Origin of the sequence: Streptomyces sp. JL2001, assembly GCF_050917515.1 — a bacterium.
Classification (GTDB): domain Bacteria; phylum Actinomycetota; class Actinomycetes; order Streptomycetales; family Streptomycetaceae; genus Streptomyces.
Genome location: NZ_CP169421.1, coordinates 6,589,222 through 6,607,322 on the forward strand (window position 1 = coordinate 6,589,222; position 18,101 = coordinate 6,607,322).

An 18,101-nucleotide genomic window follows, 5' to 3' on the forward strand; every position below is an offset into this window, starting at 1 on the left:
ACAGTGGACGCGAGCATCTGTGGCCAAGTTTTTAAGGGCGCACGGTGGATGCCTTGGCACCAGGAACCGATGAAGGACGTGGGAGGCCACGATAGTCCCCGGGGAGCCGTCAACCAGGCTTTGATCCGGGGGTTTCCGAATGGGGAAACCCGGCAGTCGTCATGGGCTGTCACCCATGCCTGAACACATAGGGCATGTGGAGGGAACGAGGGGAAGTGAAACATCTCAGTACCCTCAGGAAGAGAAAACAACCGTGATTCCGGGAGTAGTGGCGAGCGAAACCGGATGAGGCCAAACCGTATGCGTGTGATACCCGGCAGGGGTTGCGCATACGGGGTTGTGGGATCTCTCTTTCACAGTCTGCCGGCTGTGAGGCGAGTCAGAAACCGTATGGATAGGCGAAGGACATGCGAAAGGTCCGGCGTAGAGGGTAAGACCCCCGTAGCTGAAATTCATACGGCTTGCTTGAGAGACACCCAAGTAGCACGGGGCCCGAGAAATCCCGTGTGAATCTGGCGGGACCACCCGCTAAGCCTAAATATTCCCTGGTGACCGATAGCGGATAGTACCGTGAGGGAATGGTGAAAAGTACCGCGGGAGCGGAGTGAAATAGTACCTGAAACCGTGTGCCTACAAGCCGTGGGAGCGTCGCTCATTGGGTTTACCCAATGGGTCGTGACTGCGTGCCTTTTGAAGAATGAGCCTGCGAGTTAGCGGTGTGTAGCGAGGTTAACCCGTGTGGGGAAGCCGTAGCGAAAGCGAGTCCGAATAGGGCGATTGAGTTGCACGCTCTAGACCCGAAGCGGAGTGATCTAGCCATGGGCAGGTTGAAGCGGAGGTAAGACTTCGTGGAGGACCGAACCCACCAGGGTTGAAAACCTGGGGGATGACCTGTGGTTAGGGGTGAAAGGCCAATCAAACTCCGTGATAGCTGGTTCTCCCCGAAATGCATTTAGGTGCAGCGTCGTGTGTTTCTTGCCGGAGGTAGAGCACTGGATAGGCGATGGGCCCTACCGGGTTACTGACCTTAGCCAAACTCCGAATGCCGGTAAGTGAGAGCACGGCAGTGAGACTGTGGGGGATAAGCTCCATGGTCGAGAGGGAAACAGCCCAGAGCATCGACTAAGGCCCCTAAGCGTACGCTAAGTGGGAAAGGATGTGGAGTCGCAGAGACAACCAGGAGGTTGGCTTAGAAGCAGCCACCCTTGAAAGAGTGCGTAATAGCTCACTGGTCAAGTGATTCCGCGCCGACAATGTAGCGGGGCTCAAGCGTACCGCCGAAGTCGTGTCATTGCAGCAATTAAGCCCCAACGGGTGCTGTGATGGGTAGGGGAGCGTCGTGTGCCGGGTGAAGCAGCCGCGGAAGCGAGTTGTGGACGGTTCACGAGTGAGAATGCAGGCATGAGTAGCGATACACACGTGAGAAACGTGTGCGCCGATTGACTAAGGGTTCCTGGGTCAAGCTGATCTGCCCAGGGTAAGTCGGGACCTAAGGCGAGGCCGACAGGCGTAGTCGATGGACAACCGGTTGATATTCCGGTACCCGCTTTGAAACGCCCAATATCGAGCCCATTAATGCTAAGGCCGTGAAGCCGCCCTGGAGCCTTCGGGCAAAGGGGAGTGGTGGAGCCGCTGACCCAAGGTGGTAGTAGGTAAGCGATGGGGTGACGCAGGAAGGTAGTCCAGCCCGGGCGGTGGTTGTCCCGGGGTAAGGGTGTAGGCCGTGTGATAGGCAAATCCGTCACACATTAAGGCTGAGACCTGATGCCGAGCCGATTGTGGTGAAGTGGATGATCCTATGCTGTCGAGAAAAGCCTCTAGCGAGTTTCATGGCGGCCCGTACCCTAAACCGACTCAGGTGGTCAGGTAGAGAATACCGAGGCGTTCGGGTGAACTATGGTTAAGGAACTCGGCAAAATGCCCCCGTAACTTCGGGAGAAGGGGGGCCATCACTGGTGATCGGATTTACTCCGTGAGCTGGGGGTGGCCGCAGAGACCAGCGAGAAGCGACTGTTTACTAAAAACACAGGTCCGTGCGAAGCCGTAAGGCGATGTATACGGACTGACGCCTGCCCGGTGCTGGAACGTTAAGGGGACCGGTTAGTGACCTTTCGGGGTTGCGAAGCTGAGAACTTAAGCGCCAGTAAACGGCGGTGGTAACTATAACCATCCTAAGGTAGCGAAATTCCTTGTCGGGTAAGTTCCGACCTGCACGAATGGCGTAACGACTTCTCGACTGTCTCAACCATAGGCCCGGTGAAATTGCACTACGAGTAAAGATGCTCGTTTCGCGCAGCAGGACGGAAAGACCCCGGGACCTTTACTACAGTTTGATATTGGTGTTCGGTTCGGCTTGTGTAGGATAGGTGGGAGACTTTGAAGCCGTGACGCCAGTCATGGTGGAGTCGCCGTTGAAATACCACTCTGGTCGTGCTGGATGTCTAACCTCGGTCCGTGATCCGGATCAGGGACAGTGTCTGATGGGTAGTTTAACTGGGGCGGTTGCCTCCCAAAGGGTAACGGAGGCGCCCAAAGGTTCCCTCAGCCTGGTTGGCAATCAGGTGTTGAGTGTAAGTGCACAAGGGAGCTTGACTGTGAGACCGACGGGTCGAGCAGGGACGAAAGTCGGGACTAGTGATCCGGCGGTGGCTTGTGGAAGCGCCGTCGCTCAACGGATAAAAGGTACCCCGGGGATAACAGGCTGATCTTCCCCAAGAGTCCATATCGACGGGATGGTTTGGCACCTCGATGTCGGCTCGTCGCATCCTGGGGCTGGAGTCGGTCCCAAGGGTTGGGCTGTTCGCCCATTAAAGCGGTACGCGAGCTGGGTTTAGAACGTCGTGAGACAGTTCGGTCCCTATCCGCTGTGCGCGTAGGAATATTGAGAAGGGCTGTCCCTAGTACGAGAGGACCGGGACGGACGAACCTCTGGTGTGCCAGTTGTCCTGCCAAGGGCATGGCTGGTTGGCTACGTTCGGGAGGGATAACCGCTGAAAGCATCTAAGCGGGAAGCCTGCTTCGAGATGAGTATTCCCACCTCCTTGAGAGGGTAAGGCTCCCAGTAGACGACTGGGTTGATAGGCCGGATGTGGAAGCCCAGTAATGGGTGGAGCTGACCGGTACTAATAGGCCGAGGGCTTGTCCTCAGTTGCTCGCGTCCACTGTGTTAGTTCTGAAGTAACGAACTCGCCCCTTGTCGGCTGGAGTTTGTTTATTTCATAGAGTTTCGGTGGTCATAGCGTTAGGGAAACGCCCGGTTACATTCCGAACCCGGAAGCTAAGCCTTTCAGCGCCGATGGTACTGCAGGGGGGACCCTGTGGGAGAGTAGGACGCCGCCGAACAATCATTGTGGGAAAGCCCCGCACCTTATGGTGCGGGGCTTTTCTGCGTTCCGGACCCGGCCGCCACCCCTGTGCTCGTCGTCGTCGTGGCTGAAGGTAAGGTCAGGGGGCATCATCGGCACGTTCCCACAGGAGGCCCCCGGGTGGAGGTCCAGGAGACCCGCGTTCAGACGGAACGGGTCCTCACCATCCCCAACATCCTCAGCATGGCTCGCCTCGTCGGCGTGCCGCTCTTCCTGTGGTTGATTCTCCGACCCGTGTTCGGTGGTCCCAACAGCGACGGCTGGGCTCTGCTGGTCCTGATGCTGAGCGGCATCAGCGACTATCTCGACGGGAAGCTCGCCCGCCGCTGGAACCAGATCAGCAGCCTCGGCCGGCTCCTGGACCCGGCCGCGGACCGGCTGTACATCGTCTCCACGCTCATCGGGCTCACCTGGCGCGAGATCCTGCCGCTCTGGCTGACCGTCGCCCTATTCGCCCGCGAGCTGATGCTCCTGGTGATGGTGGCAATCCTCCGCCGGCACGGCTATCCGCCGCCGCAGGTGAACTTCCTCGGCAAGGCCGCGACTTTCAACCTGATGTACGCCTTCCCGTTGCTCCTGCTCAGTGACGGAACGGGCTGGCTTTCGTCACTCGCTGAAGTTTTCGGGTGGGCCTTCGCCGGATGGGGTACAACTCTGTATTGGTGGGCAGGGATCCTCTACGTGGTCCAGGTCCGTCGACTCGTGAAGGCGGATACCGCGGCCGATTGAGCCCGTCTGTCCCGTGCCGAGCAGCGTCGCCGGCATGTACGAGGACGTCCGAGGGCAACCGAACGGACAGGTGAGGTCGGCCGGACCGTCGTCTCTTCAAGGAGGACGCTTCCGACATGAAGGCCGTCGTGATGGCCGGTGGCGAGGGAACTCGACTTCGCCCCATGACCTCGAGCATGCCCAAGCCTCTTCTGCCGGTGGCCAACCGGCCGATCATGGAGCATGTCCTGCGACTGCTCAAGCGGCACGGTCTCACCGAGACCGTTGTCACGGTGCAGTTTCTCGCCTCACTCGTCAAGAACTACTTCGGTGACGGCGAAGAACTCGGGATGGAGCTCACGTATGCCAACGAGGAGAAACCGCTCGGTACCGCAGGGAGTGTGAAGAACGCCGAGGAAGCGCTGAAGGACGACGCCTTCGTCGTCATCTCGGGCGATGCGCTCACCGACTTCGATCTCACCGACCTGATCGCCTTCCACAAGGAGAAGGGCGCTCTGGTCACCGTCTGTCTGACCCGGGTACCGAATCCTCTGGAATTCGGCATCACGATCGTGGACGAGGAAGGGAAGGTCGAACGCTTCCTGGAGAAGCCGACCTGGGGACAGGTCTTCTCGGACACCGTGAACACGGGTATCTACGTGATGGAGCCCGAGGTCTTCAACTACGTCGAGGCGGATGTTCCGGTCGACTGGTCGGGTGACGTCTTCCCGCAGCTCATGAAGGAAGGCAAGCCGATCTACGGCTATGTCGCCGAGGGCTACTGGGAGGACGTCGGCACCCACGAGAGCTATGTCAAGGCTCAGGCCGACGTGCTCGAGGGGAAGGTCCAGGTCGAACTCGACGGCTTCGAGATCTCCCCGGGCGTATGGGTCGCGGAGGGCGCGGAGGTCCACCCCGACGCCGTCCTGCGCGGACCGCTCTACATCGGCGACTACGCCAAGGTCGAGGCCGGCGCCGAGATCCGCGAGCACACCGTCATCGGCTCGAACGTGGTCGTCAAGAGCGGTGCCTTCCTCCACCGAGCCGTGATCCACGACAACGTCTACGTCGGTCAGCAGTGCAACCTGCGCGGATGCGTCATCGGCAAGAACACCGACGTCATGCGGGCCGCCCGGATCGAGGACGGCGCCGTCATCGGTGACGAGTGCCTGATCGGCGAGGAGTCGATCGTCCAGGGCAACGTCCGGGTCTACCCCTTCAAGACCATCGAGGCCGGCGCCTTCGTCAACACCTCGGTGATCTGGGAGTCCCGCGGCCAGGCGCACCTCTTCGGCGCACGCGGGGTGTCCGGCATCCTGAACGTGGAGATCACGCCCGAACTGGCCGTGCGGCTCGCCGGCGCGTACGCGACGACCCTGAAGAAGGGGTCCACGGTCACCACGGCGCGTGACCACTCCCGAGGCGCCCGGGCGCTCAAGCGCGCGGTGATCTCGGCGCTGCAGGCGAGCGCCATCGACGTCCGCGACCTGGAGAACGTACCGCTGCCGGTGGCGCGGCAGCAGACGGCGAGAGGGAGCGCGGGCGGGATCATGCTGCGGACCTCGCCGGGCGTCCCCGACTCGGTCGACATCATGTTCTTCGACGAGCGCGGGGCCGACCTGTCGCAGGCCGGACAGCGGAAGCTGGATCGCGTCTTCGCACGTCAGGAGTACCGGCGTGCCTTCCCCGGCGAGATCGGCGACCTCACCTTCCCGGCGAGCGTCTACGACTCGTACACCGGCTCCCTGCTGCGGAACGTGGACACCACCGGCATCGCCGAGGCGGGGCTCAAGGTGGTCGTCGACGCGTCGAACGGCAGTGCCGGTCTTGTTCTGCCGAGCCTGCTCGGACGGCTCCAGGTGGACTCGCTGACGATCAACCCGGGCCTCGACGAGTCGCGGCCCACGGAGTCGGTCGAGACCCGCAGGGCCGGACTCGTCCGGCTCGGCGAGATCGTCGCGTCGGCGCGGGCGGCGTTCGGCGTCCGGTTCGACCCGGTGGGCGAGCGGCTCTCCCTCGTCGACGAACGCGGGCGGATCATCGAGGACGACCGATCACTTCTGGTCATGCTCGACCTGGTCGCCGCCGAGCGGCGCTCGGGGCGGGTCGCGCTGCCCGTGACCACCACCCGGATCGCGGAGCAGGTCGCCGCGTACCACGGGACCCAGGTGGAGTGGACGACGACCTCGCCGGACGACCTCACCCGGGTCGGCCGGGAAGAGTCGACGATCTTCGGCGGGGACGGGCGCGGCGGGTTCATCATTCCCGAGTTCAGCAGCGTCTTCGACGGTGCGGCGGCCTTCGTCCGCCTGATCGGCCTGGTCGCGCGGACCCAGCTCACGCTGAGCCAGATCGACGCCCGCATCCCGCGGGCGCACGTCCTCAAGCGGGACGTCGCGACGCCGTGGGCGGTCAAGGGCCTCGTCATGCGCCGGGTGGTGGAGGCGGCCGGCGACCGGTCCGTGGACACCACCGACGGCGTCCGGGTGGTGGAGGCGGACGGGCGCTGGGTGATGGTGCTGCCCGACCCGGCCGAGGCCGTCACCCATCTGTGGGCGGAGGGTCCCGACGACACCTCGGCCCAGGCGCTGCTCGACGAGTGGTCGAGTGTGGTCGAGAGCGCAGGTCAGTAGCCGGATGTGACCGGTGGACCGGGTGGTGTCCGAGTGACACCCCCCGGTTCCCGGGTGGGGCCATTCGGCGGTAGCAGCCGCGACGTGCGACGATGTGCGGCATGTCGCAGCAGCCCCCCGTTCGGAGCACCGGAGCACCGCCCCCGCGTCCGGACGCCTCCATGTCGCTGCTGAACAACGTGATCGACCACGCGCTCGACGACGGGTACGCGGAGGCTTCCGCGCGGCGCGAGGCGGAGGGCGGCGGCGGTCTGCCGCGGACCCTGCGTGCCAAGCTCGGTCTCGCGGCCGGCCTCGTGCTGGCCGCGGCCGTGGTCACGGTCGGAGCCGCCGAGGCGCGGATCTCCGCGCCGGTCCTCGCCAAGGAGCGGCAGGAGCTCATCGACCGGATCGACGCCGAGTCCTCGGCGGCCGACCAGCTCGAGCAGGACGTCGAGAAGATCCGGAGCGAGGTCGGGGAGCGGCAGCGCAAGGCGTTGGAGCAGCACGGCGGCGACCAGGCCGAGCTGGTGGCGCTCCTCTCGGGCGCCACTCCGGTGCACGGTCCCGGGGTGAAGCTCGTCGTCGACGACGCCAAGGGCACCGACTCGGGCGGTGGCGGTCCCCGGGAGAGCAGCGGGTTCTCCGACACGGGCCGGGTGCGCGACCGGGACATGCAGCGGATCGTCAACGGTCTGTGGGAGTCGGGCGCCGAGGCCGTCGCGATCAACGGGCAGCGGCTGACGTCGCTCTCGGCGATCCGGGCCGCCGGCGACGCCATACTGGTCGACAACAAGCCGCTGGTGCCGCCGTACACGGTGCTCGCGGTGGGGGACGGGCAGCGGCTCAGCACCGCGTTCCAGGACAGCGCCGACGGTCAGTACCTGCACGCGCTGCAGGAGAACTTCGGCATCCGGACCCGCATCTCGGCCGAGGCCGACGTGCGGCTTCCGGCAGCGCCGAGCCTGATCGTCCGCACAGCAGAGCCGAGGGGAGCCGGGGCGGCCAAGCCCACCGGGCGGGCCACGGCCGACACAGGGAAGGGCACATCTTGATCGCCGTACTGGGCCTGATCGTGGGAGTGGTGGTCGGACTTTTGGTCCGGCCCGAGGTTCCGGCGGTGGTCGAGCCCTATCTTCCGATCGCCGTGGTGGCCGCCCTCGACGCCGTCTTCGGCGGTCTGCGGGCCATGCTGGACGGGATCTTCGTCGACAAGGTCTTCGTGGTCTCCTTCCTCTCCAACGTGGTCGTGGCCGCGCTGATCGTGTTCCTCGGCGACAAGCTGGGCGTCGGCGCGCAGCTGTCGACCGGCGTGGTCGTCGTCCTCGGCATCCGCATCTTCTCCAACGCGGCCGCCATCCGGCGGCACGTGTTCCGGGCGTGAGGCCGATGAGCGACCACAGCGACGAGCACAAGCCGAAGCACGCCGGCGGCCATCCGCCCCGGCACGGCGACGAGCACTCCCCGCAGCACGCCGCCCCCAAGCACGCGCAGGGCGACGAGGGGACGAGGCGCGACGGCGCGGACGGCCCCGAGGGCGTGACCGGCGCCGAGAACGGTGCCGCGCCCGTGGACGGCGACGCCCGCGCCGAGGGTTCCGCCCCGACCGCCCCCACGACGCCTGGGGGACCGGCCCGCACCGGGGACCCCACCCGGCCCGCCGTGCCCGGCGGCACTGGCAACCCGCCCGCTCCCACCGGTCCCGGAGTACCCACCGGCCCCGGCGGCCCCGCTGTGCCCGGCCGCCCCGCCGGTCCCGCCGTGCCCGGCCGACCTGCCGTGCCCGGCCGACCTGCCGGTCCCGGAGGACCGGCCGGGGCGGGAGCGCCCGGAGGCCCCGCCCGTCCTGCTGTGCCCGCCGGCCCCGGCGTACCCGGGACACCGGGCCGTCCCGCCGGTCCCGCCCGCCCCGGAACGCCTTCCGGCACAGCGGGTCCCGTCGGCAACGCTCGTCCCGGTGTTCCCACCGGCCCCGCGACACCGCCCGGCCCCGGAGCTCCCGGCAACCACGGAGGCCCCGCCCGCCCGGGCGTTCCCGGTGTTCCCACCGACCACGGAGCCCCCGCCGGTCCCGCCGGCCCCGGGGCTCCCCGCCCCGGCGGCCCCGTCGGCCGGCCGCTTCCGCCCGCCCAGACCGCCGCGGAAGCGCCCGCCGCTTCCGGAGACCCGGTCCAGGCCGCTCCCGGGGAATCCGAGCCGGCGATGACGGGTCGGCAGCGGCTCGCCGCCGGGCTGTGGCCGCCGCGCGTCAGCCGGGCCCAACTCATCGTCGCCGTGCTGCTGTTCGTCCTCGGCCTCGGACTCGCCATCCAGGTCCGGTCCACCAGCGACAACAGCGCGTTGCGCGGTGCCCGCCAGGAGGACCTGGTGCGTATCCTCGACGAACTCGACGACCGCACCCAGCGCCTGGAGGACGAGAAGACCCGCCTGGAGAGCCAGCGCTCCGAGCTGGAGTCCAGCTCGGACCAGGCCGAGGAGGCGCGCAAGCAGACGCAGGAGAAGGAGAGCCAGCTCGGCATCCTCGCCGGCACCGTCGCCGCCGAGGGCCCGGGCATCACGCTGACGATCAACGACGGCTCCGGCGCGGTCGAGTCGGACATGCTGCTCGACGCCATCCAGGAACTGCGGGCCGCCGGAGCGGAGGCGATCCAGGTCAACGACGTACGGGTGGTCGCGGACAGTTACTTCTCCGGCGGGGACGGTGACATACAGATCGATGGAACGAAGGTGACCGCTCCGTACGTCTTCAAGGTCATCGGCAAGCCCGAGGATCTCGAGCCCGCGCTCAACATCCCCGGTGGCGTCGTGCAGACGCTGGAGAAGGAGCAGGCCACAGCCACGGTGGCCCGGTCCGAGAAGATCATTGTGGATGCCTTGCGACCTGCGAAGCGGCCTGACTACGCTCAGTCGTCCTCGCAGTGAGGCGGGGACGGATGGCGGTCGCGCGACATGGGGATGACGTTGCGGGGGGTCGCCGCACCACAAGCGTGGTGCGTGGTGGAAACTGTCCGGAGGGTATGGACGTTGTGAAGATGTCCCGGTCGGCAGGTGTGTTGAGTCAGGGTTCGTCCTGCCCCACGGGCGGGTCTGTTTCAGTCAAGGGGAATCGCCCGTGAAGTGGTTTGCGAAGTTGTTCGGCAAGAGCGCAAGCGAGGACGGCGGCAACGCCAGGCACCGCGCTCCGCGTCATGCCCAGAGTGAGGAGCAGGGTGGCGAGCGCCCGCTGTTCCGCGACGAGGTCGGTGGACACGGCGCGTCGTCTGTTGACCCTGCCGGTGCCGCCCGCATAGGTTTCGGGGAACCATCAACCTCAAGTACGGGTGGAGGGTTCACCCCCGACCCGTACGCGACCCAGGCCTCCGCGGGTCAGCCGCGGCAGGAGGATCCGTCCATGCCGGTGTGTACGAGGTGCGGTCACCGCAATGCCGCGGACAGTCGGTTCTGCTCCCACTGCGGCGCGCCGCTGCGGGGCGGGGCCGCTCCGGAGCGACCCTCCGAGACCACGTCGACGATCTCCATCTCGGGCCTCGAGGCCTACTACGACTCCGAGGCCACCGGACAGACGGCGGTTCCGTCGCTGTCTCCCGAGGCCCTGGCCGCCGTCGAGGCGCTCCCGCCGGGTTCCGCCCTGCTGGTGGTGCGTCGGGGACCGAACTCCGGCAGTCGCTTCCTGCTGGACAGCGAGCTGACCACGGCCGGCCGCCACCCGCAGAGCGACATCTTCCTGGACGACGAGTCGTCGTCGGTGTCGCGCCGCCACGTGGAGTTCCGCCGTCAGCCCGACGGCACGTTCGTGGTCGCCGACGTCGGCAGCCTCAACGGCACGTACGTCAACCGGGAGCCGATCGACGCGGTCGTGCTGTCCAACGGCGACGAGGTGCAGATCGGCAAGTACCGGCTGGTGTTCTACTCGAGCCAACGGGGCGTGTGACGCCTCGGGGAAGCCGTCAGGGAAGGTCCATGCTGCGTACACCGACGGGCGGTGCCGGACACGGCACCGCCGCCGCGGGAGAGCGGCTGGTCAGCATCGGGACGGTGCTGAGCCAGCTGCGCGACGAGTTCCCCGAAGTGACCATCTCCAAGATCCGGTTCCTGGAGGCCGAGGGGCTCGTCGAGCCCCGGAGGACGGCCTCCGGATACCGGAAGTTCAGCCCGGAGGACGTCGAGCGCCTCGCTCGGATCCTTCGGATGCAGCGGGACCACTATCTTCCGCTGAAGGTCATCCGCGAGCATCTCGACGCCCTCGCCCGGGGCGAGACGGTCAAGCTCCCCTCGCCCAGCCCGCAGCGGGACCTGCTGGACGGGGCCTGGGACGGTGACCCCGACCGGCCGACCGCCGCACGGGTGGGTCGTGCCGAGCTGCTCGCCGCCGCCGAGGTGGACGAGTCGGAGCTGGCGGAGTGGGAGTCGTACGGACTCGTGGCGCCGGGACCCGAGGGCGGCTACGACGCCGAGACGGTCACCGTGGCGCGACTTGTCGCGGATCTGGGGAGATTCGGTCTGGAACCTCGTCACCTTCGAGCCGTCAAGGCCGCCGCGGACCGCGAGGCGGGGCTCGTCGAACAGGTCGTCGCACCCTTGCGCCGGCACCGTAACCCGCAGACCAGGGCCCATGCGGAGGCCACCGCGAAGGAACTCGCCGGGCTCTCCGTCCGGCTCCACGCCGCCCTGGTCCAGACCGCCCTGGGGCTCCGTCTGCCGTGATCTTGGAGCGGCCCGACTACCCAAACCGGTCGGGCACGTCCTAGGGTTGCTGTGTGAACGAGCTCGACGTTGTGGGTGTCCGGGTGGAAATGCCCTCCAACCAGCCGATCGTGCTCCTGCGTGAAGTGGGAGGCGATCGGTACCTCCCTATCTGGATCGGACCGGGGGAGGCGACCGCGATCGCCTTCGCCCAGCAGGGCATGGCTCCCGCCAGGCCGCTGACGCACGACCTCTTCAAGGACGTGCTCGAGGCCGTGGGGCAGGAGCTGACCGAGGTCCGCATCACGGATCTCCGTGAAGGGGTCTTCTATGCGGAGCTGGTCTTCGCCAGCGGTGTCGAGGTGAGCGCCAGACCTTCCGACGCGATAGCGCTGGCTCTGCGCACGGGTACACCGATCTTCGGAAGCGACGGTGTGCTCGACGACGCCGGTATCGCGATTCCGGACGAACAGGAGGACGAGGTGGAGAAGTTCCGCGAGTTCCTCGACCAGATCTCCCCCGAGGACTTCGGGACCAACAGCCAGTGAGCCGGGCCGGCCGCTGATCCTCGACCGTTCGACGGTCCCGGGTCGGTGGGCCGGCCTCTCGCTTCCGATGGCCGGAAGTCGACTGCCGTTGACGGGGTGCTGTCAGAGCATTCGAGTAGCCTTTCCCGGAAGAGAGACACGGGAAACCACTCTCAGGGTGATTATCACTCGGCGTGCCGAGTGTGGCGATCGTTGACGCACCCCGAGTGACTGCCTACCTTCGTGTGGGCAGGTCAAGGACGGAGGGTCGGCGTGATGAGCAGCGGCGACGGTACGGCAGGGGGCTCTCTCGGGCGGGCGCCCGCGGAGAGCGGTCCGTATCCGCTTCACGGCAGGGCGGGCGACCTCGGGACGGATGCCGGTGCGGGTACGGACACCGTGGGATACCGCGGCCCGACCGCGTGCGCGGCAGCGGGGATCACGTACCGCCAATTGGACTACTGGGCCCGGACGGGGCTCGTCGAACCGAGCGTACGTCCCGCCTACGGCTCCGGGACGCAACGGCTCTACAGCTTTCGGGACGTCGTCGTCCTCAAGATCGTCAAGCGCTTCCTCGACACCGGGGTCGCGCTGCAGAACATTCGCGCCGCCGTCCAGCACCTCCGCGCCCGCGGCTTCCGCGATCTGGAGCGGATGACGCTGATGAGCGACGGGGCGACCGTCTACGAGTGCTCCTCGCCCGACGAGGTCGTGGACCTGCTCCAGGGCGGGCAGGGCGTCTTCGGCATCGCGGTCGGCGTGGTCTGGCGCGACGTCGAGTCGGCGCTGTCACAGCTGCACGGGGAACGCGTCGACACCGGCGAGACCCTCGTCGGGCACAACCCGGGCGACGAGCTCGCGCGACGGCGCCGCGACCGGGCCGTCTGAGCGGGCGGGTGTCCCGGCCCCGCGTGCGCCCGGGCGTCGGCGGGAGCCCGGTTCCGCGCCGGGGTCCGATTGTCAGTGGCGTAGGGGAGCATCGGAGATGTGAGAGCCGCGCCGACGATCCTGCATCTGGACATGGATGCCTTCTTCGCCGCCGCCGAGCAGGCCGCGAAGCCGAGTCTCCGCGGGAAGCCGGTCGTGGTCGGGGGCCTCGGCCCCCGTGGCGTCGTCGCGACCTGTTCGTACGAAGCCCGCCGTTTCGGCGTGCATTCGGCGATGCCGATGGGGCAGGCCCGCCGGCTGGCGCCCAACGCCGCCTATCTCGTGCCGCGCTTCGCCTTCTACCGCGCGATCAGCGAACAGGTCATGGAACTGCTCGGGCGGCTGTCCCCGCTCGTCGAGCCGCTGAGCCTGGACGAGGCCTTCGTGGACCTGGAGGCCGGGGGCGCGGCCGACGACGCGGCGAGCGCGCGGGAGGCCGGTGAGCGGCTGCGCAGGGACATTCTCGGGGCCACCGGGCTGACGGGGTCGGTGGGGCTGGCGGGTTCCAAGATGATCGCGAAGATCGCCTCGGAGGAGGCGAAGCCCGACGGGCTCGTGCTCATCGAACCCGGGACGGAGAGGGAGCTGCTCGGCCCGAAGTCCGTGCGGATCCTGCCCGGGGTCGGACCGGCGACCGGGGAACACCTGCGGCGGGCCGGGATGACCACGGTGTCGGACCTCGCGGAGGCGGGCGAGGACGAACTCGTACGCCTGCTCGGACGGGCGCACGGGACGTCCCTGTACCGGATGGCCCAGGGGTACGACGACCGGCCCGTGGTGGCCGAGCGGGACGCGAAGTCGGTCTCGGTCGAGGACACCTTCGACGTGGACCTGCACGACCGGCTGCGGATCCGCATGGAGGTCGAGCGGCTGGCGGAGCGCTGTGTGGGGCGGCTGCGGGGCTCCGGGCACTCCGGGCGCACGATCGTCCTCAAGGTGCGGCGGTACGACTTCTCGACCCTCACGCGGTCCGAGACGCTGCGCGGACCGACGGACGACCCGGTGGTGGTCCGGGAGGCGGCGGGCCGGCTGCTGGAGTCCGTGGACACGACGGGCGGGATCCGGCTCCTCGGCGTCGGCGTGAGCGGCCTGGCGGACTACACCCAGGAGGACCTCTTCGCCCAGGCGGAGGCGCGGGCGGAGGAGACGGGGACGCGGCCGGGATCGGCGGACACGGCGGGGGCGGGTCCGGAGACCGCTCCGGCGGCACGGGAGGCCGAAACGGCCGTGCCGGAACCGGAGCCGTCCGCCGCCGAGCGCCGCTGGGCACCCGGCCACGACGTGCGGCACTCCGCGTTCGGCGCCGGCTGGGTGCAGGGCAGCGGAGTGGGGCGGGTCACCGTCCGCTTCGAGGAGCCGGGCTCGGCGCCGGGCCGGGTGCGCACCTTCCTCGTCGACGACCCGGACCTGGCGCCGGCGGACCCGCTGCCCCTGGTCGAGGGCGGGCCGACGGGCGTGGCGGCCGCCCGGACAGGGCCGGGGCCCGGAGGGCCCTGACCCTTGACGCGGCGACCGGGAGGGCGGTCAGGCGTCGCCCTGCCCCGCCAAGCGGCCGAAGTCGCGGTCCGGGGGCGGCGGGGGGAGGGCGATGTCGTAGTGGCGGTAGAGCTGGAGCTCCTGCTCGGGGGAGAGGTGCCGGCCCACGCCGAAGTCGGGGGCGTCCTTGATCAAGGCGCGTTCGAACGGGATGTGGAGGCCGTCGCCGACCAGTTCGCTCGGCTCCAGGGGGACGAAGGCGTCCCGGCTGAAGAGACCCGTGCGGACCGCCGCCCACTCGGGAACTCCGGTCGCGTCGTCCAGGTACACCTCGTCCACGGTGCCGATCTTGTGTCCGTTGCGGTCGAACGCCTTGCGGCCGATCAGGCTGCGCGGATCGATGTCGGTCTGCACGGTCCCTCCAACAGGTCGCAACTGCTCTACAAGGACTACGAAAGTGCACATCTGGGATGTCGGCCACTTGAGCGACGGGGAACGGAACCTCGCTGGTAGGCTGGCTGTGGCTGCTGACCCCGTGCGGGAGAGTCCTCCGGAGAAACCTTTCGGAGGCGCCGAAGGAGCAAATCCTCCCCGGAATCTCTCAGGCCCCTGTACCGCACGGACGAGGTCACTCTGGAAAGCAGGGCGGGAGTCGTCCGTCGACATCCGCCCTCACCGACGGTGAAAGCCGGCGCGCTCCTTCGGCATGCCGGTGAAACTCTCAGGTTGAGATGACAGAGGGGGAGGCCGTCCGGGTACCCGCGCCGTGGTGCCCCTCGCAGGTCGTGACGACCAGGAGGCCTCCGTACATGACCGCCAACCGCACTCCGCTCTCCGAGCTCGAACAGGGCATCCCGTTCGAGCAGCGGCACATCGGGCCCGACGCCGAAGCCCGGGCCAAGATGCTCGCGCAGGTCGGCTACGGCTCCCTCGACGAGCTCACCGACGCCGCGGTGCCGGACGTGATCAAGAACGCCGAGGCGCTCGGGCTGCCCGCGGCCCGCACCGAGGCCGAGGTCCTCGCCGAGCTGCGCACCCTCGCCGACCGCAACCAGGTCCTCGCCCCGATGATCGGCCTCGGCTACTACGGCACCTTCACGCCGCCGGTGATCCTCCGGAACGTGATGGAGAACCCCGCCTGGTACACCGCGTACACGCCGTATCAGCCGGAGATCTCGCAGGGCCGCCTGGAGGCGCTGCTCAACTTCCAGACGATGGTCGCCGACCTGACCGGTCTGCCCACCTCCGGCGCCTCCCTCCTGGACGAGGGCACCGCCGCCGCCGAGGCGATGGCGCTGTCCCGCCGGGTCGGCAAGGTCAAGAACGGCGTCTACCTCATCGACGCCGACACCATGCCGCAGACGATCGCGGTCATCGAGACCCGCGCCGAGCCGACCGGCGTCGAGGTCGTCGTCGCCGACCTCGGCGAGGGCATCCCGGCCGAGATCGCCGAGCGCGGCGTCTTCGGCGTCCTCCTCCAGTACCCCGGTGCCTCCGGCGCCGTGCGCGACCTGAAGGCCGTCGTCGACCAGGCCCACGAGCTCGGCGCCATCGTCACCGTCGCCGCCGACCTGCTCGCGCTCACCCTGCTCACCTCGCCCGGTGAGCTCGGCGCCGACATCGCCGTCGGCACCACCCAGCGCTTCGGCGTGCCCATGGGCTTCGGCGGTCCGCACGCCGGCTACATGGCCGTCCAGGACAAGCACGCCCGTTCGCTGCCCGGCCGCCTCGTCGGCGTCTCCGTCGACGCCGACGGCAACCGCGCCTACCGCCTGGCCCTGCAGACCCGCGAGCAGCACATCCGCCGCGAGAAGGCCACCAGCAACATCTGTACGGCGCAGGTCCTCCTCGCCGTCATGGCCGGCATGTACGCCGTCTACCACGGTCCGGACGGCCTGAAGCAGATCGCGGAGCGCACCCACCGCTACGCCGCGATCCTGGCCCGCGGCCTGCGCGACGGCGGCGTCGAGGTCGTCACCGACACCTTCTTCGACACCGTCACCGTCCGCGTGCCCGGCAAGGCCGACGAGGTCGTGGCCGCCGCCCGCGAGGCCGGCGTCAACCTCTACCGCGCCGACGCCGACCACGTGTCCGTGTCCTGCGACGAGACCACCGGCCGCGCCCAGCTCGCCGCCGTCTGGTCCGCCTTCGGCGTCGAGGCCGACGTCGCGGCCCTGGACGCCCTCGCCGAGGACGCGCTGCCCGCCGGACTGCTCCGCTCCGACGCGTACCTGACCCACCCGGTCTTCCACGCGCACCGCTCCGAGACGTCGATGCTGCGCTACCTGCGCAAGCTCGCCGACCGCGACTACGCCCTCGACCGCGGCATGATCCCGCTCGGCTCCTGCACCATGAAGCTGAACGCGACCACCGAGATGGAGTCGGTGACCTGGCCCGAGTTCGGCCAGATGCACCCCTTCGCGCCGGTCGAGCAGGCGCAGGGCTACCTCACGCTCATCACCGAGCTGGAGGAGCGCCTCGCCGAGGTCACCGGGTACGACAAGGTCTCGATCCAGCCGAACGCCGGTTCGCAGGGCGAGCTGGCCGGCCTGCTGGCCGTCCGCGCCTACCACCGCGCCAACGGCGACCTCCAGCGCACCGTCTGCCTCATCCCGTCCTCCGCGCACGGCACCAACGCCGCCAGCGCCGTGATGGCCGGCATGAAGGTCGTCGTCGTCAAGACCGCCGACGACGGCGAGATCGACGTCGAGGACCTGCGGGCCAAGATCGCGCAGTACCGCGACGAGCTGTCCGTGCTGATGATCACCTACCCCTCCACCCACGGTGTGTTCGAGGAGCACGTCGCCGACATCTGCGCCGAGGTCCACGACGCCGGCGGTCAGGTGTACGTCGACGGTGCCAACCTCAACGCCCTGGTCGGCCTCGCGAAGCCGGGCCGGTTCGGCGGCGACGTCTCGCACCTGAACCTGCACAAGACCTTCTGCATCCCGCACGGCGGCGGCGGCCCGGGCGTCGGCCCGGTGGGTGTGCGCGCCCACCTCGCCCCGTACCTCCCGAACCACCCGCTGCAGCCCACCGCGGGCCCGGAGACGGGCGTCGGCCCGATCTCGGCCGCCCCGTGGGGCTCGGCCGGCATCCTGCCGATCTCGTGGTCGTACGTCCGCCTGATGGGCGGCGAGGGCCTCAAGCGCGCCACGCAGGTGGCCGTCCTGGCGGCGAACTACATCGCCAAGCGCCTGGAGCCGCACTACCCGGTGCTCTACACCGGACCGGCCGGCCTGGTCGCCCACGAGTGCATCGTCGACCTGCGTCCGCTCTCCAAGGCGACCGGTGTCAGCGTCGACGACATCGCCAAGCGCCTGATCGACTACGGCTTCCACGCGCCGACGATGTCGTTCCCGGTGGCCGGCACGCTGATGATCGAGCCGACCGAGTCCGAGGACCTCACCGAGCTCGACCGCTTCTGCGACACGATGATCGCCATCCGCGGCGAGATCGAGAAGGTCGCGTCGGGCACGTGGCCGGCCGACGACAACCCGCTGCACAACGCGCCGCACACCGCGGCCGCGCTGGGCGGCGAGTGGAACCACGCGTACACCCGTGACGAGGCGGTCTTCCCGGCCGGCGTGTCCGCGGCGGACAAGTACTGGCCGCCGGTCCGCCGTATCGACGGGGCCTTCGGCGACCGCAACCTGGTCTGCTCCTGCCCGCCGATGGACGAGTACGACAACTGAGCATGAATGAGGGCCGGTTCGGAGATTCTCTCCGGGCCGGCCCTTTGTCGTGCGGGGCGCCGCCGGACGGGGCGGAGCCGGGGGCCGCGGTCTCGCGCGGCCTCTCGC

Annotated in this window: 12 protein-coding genes, 2 rRNA genes and 1 riboswitch; of the genes, 13 read left to right on the forward strand and 1 reads right to left on the reverse strand. The window is 68.3% G+C overall.

Going from position 1 to position 18,101, the window contains the following annotated elements; all coding sequences use genetic code 11:
* Positions 1–21: 21 nt before the first annotated feature.
* From ACE1OA_RS29430 to ACE1OA_RS29485, 12 genes are all read left to right on the forward strand, one after another.
* Positions 22–3,146 (forward strand): 23S ribosomal RNA (locus tag ACE1OA_RS29430).
* A gap of 79 nt (positions 3,147–3,225) precedes the next feature.
* Positions 3,226–3,342 (forward strand): 5S ribosomal RNA (gene rrf / locus ACE1OA_RS29435).
* A 143-nt stretch (positions 3,343–3,485) separates the two neighbouring features.
* The gene (locus tag ACE1OA_RS29440) at positions 3,486–4,094 is read left to right on the forward strand and encodes a CDP-alcohol phosphatidyltransferase family protein (protein WP_356780499.1); all 609 of its coding nucleotides are present in this window, start codon (positions 3,486–3,488) and stop codon (positions 4,092–4,094) included.
* A 116-nt stretch (positions 4,095–4,210) separates the two neighbouring features.
* Positions 4,211–6,706: a mannose-1-phosphate guanyltransferase gene (locus tag ACE1OA_RS29445; RefSeq protein WP_356602598.1), complete on the forward strand. Its 2,496-nt coding sequence runs from the start codon at positions 4,211–4,213 to the stop codon at positions 6,704–6,706.
* A 101-nt stretch (positions 6,707–6,807) separates the two neighbouring features.
* Positions 6,808–7,740 (forward strand): DUF881 domain-containing protein, encoded by a 933-nt coding sequence (locus ACE1OA_RS29450; protein ID WP_356602596.1) that lies wholly within the window; start codon positions 6,808–6,810, stop codon positions 7,738–7,740.
* Complete coding sequence (locus ACE1OA_RS29455) at positions 7,737–8,069, forward strand: small basic family protein (protein WP_015032176.1); 333 nt, start codon at positions 7,737–7,739, stop codon at positions 8,067–8,069. The genes ACE1OA_RS29450 and ACE1OA_RS29455 overlap by 4 nt, the downstream gene beginning before the upstream one ends.
* 818 nt (positions 8,070–8,887) lie before the next feature.
* Positions 8,888–9,607, forward strand: coding sequence for a DUF881 domain-containing protein (locus ACE1OA_RS29460; RefSeq protein ID WP_147979165.1), 720 nt, complete (start codon positions 8,888–8,890; stop codon positions 9,605–9,607).
* A gap of 82 nt (positions 9,608–9,689) precedes the next feature.
* A complete protein-coding gene (locus tag ACE1OA_RS29465) occupies positions 9,690–10,616 on the forward strand; it encodes an FHA domain-containing protein (protein ID WP_356780502.1) in 927 nt (308 codons plus the stop codon).
* Positions 10,617–10,645: 29 nt separating this feature from the next.
* Positions 10,646–11,389, forward strand: a complete 744-nt coding sequence (gene ftsR / locus ACE1OA_RS29470; protein ID WP_356602594.1) for a transcriptional regulator FtsR — start codon at positions 10,646–10,648, stop codon at positions 11,387–11,389.
* A gap of 53 nt (positions 11,390–11,442) precedes the next feature.
* The gene (locus tag ACE1OA_RS29475) at positions 11,443–11,916 is read left to right on the forward strand and encodes a bifunctional nuclease family protein (RefSeq protein ID WP_005475662.1); all 474 of its coding nucleotides are present in this window, start codon (positions 11,443–11,445) and stop codon (positions 11,914–11,916) included.
* 255 nt (positions 11,917–12,171) lie between these two features.
* Positions 12,172–12,783: a MerR family transcriptional regulator gene (locus ACE1OA_RS29480; RefSeq protein ID WP_187282596.1), complete on the forward strand. Its 612-nt coding sequence runs from the start codon at positions 12,172–12,174 to the stop codon at positions 12,781–12,783.
* Between the two features lie 99 nt (positions 12,784–12,882).
* The gene (locus ACE1OA_RS29485; RefSeq protein WP_386544363.1) at positions 12,883–14,319 is read left to right on the forward strand and encodes a DNA polymerase IV; all 1,437 of its coding nucleotides are present in this window, start codon (positions 12,883–12,885) and stop codon (positions 14,317–14,319) included.
* A gap of 27 nt (positions 14,320–14,346) precedes the next feature.
* Here the strand turns inward: ACE1OA_RS29485 and ACE1OA_RS29490 are convergent, their stop codons facing one another.
* Positions 14,347–14,763, reverse strand: a complete 417-nt coding sequence (locus ACE1OA_RS29490; RefSeq protein ID WP_356602590.1) for a PRC-barrel domain-containing protein — start codon at positions 14,761–14,763, stop codon at positions 14,347–14,349.
* Positions 14,764–14,826: 63 nt separating this feature from the next.
* Positions 14,827–14,925, forward strand: a riboswitch (glycine riboswitch).
* Positions 14,926–15,107: 182 nt separating this feature from the next.
* Here ACE1OA_RS29490 and gcvP point away from each other — a divergent pair.
* Entirely contained in the window at positions 15,108–17,993 is a 2,886-nt protein-coding gene (gene gcvP / locus ACE1OA_RS29495; protein WP_356602588.1) for an aminomethyl-transferring glycine dehydrogenase, read from the forward strand.
* Positions 17,994–18,101 lie beyond the last annotated feature (108 nt).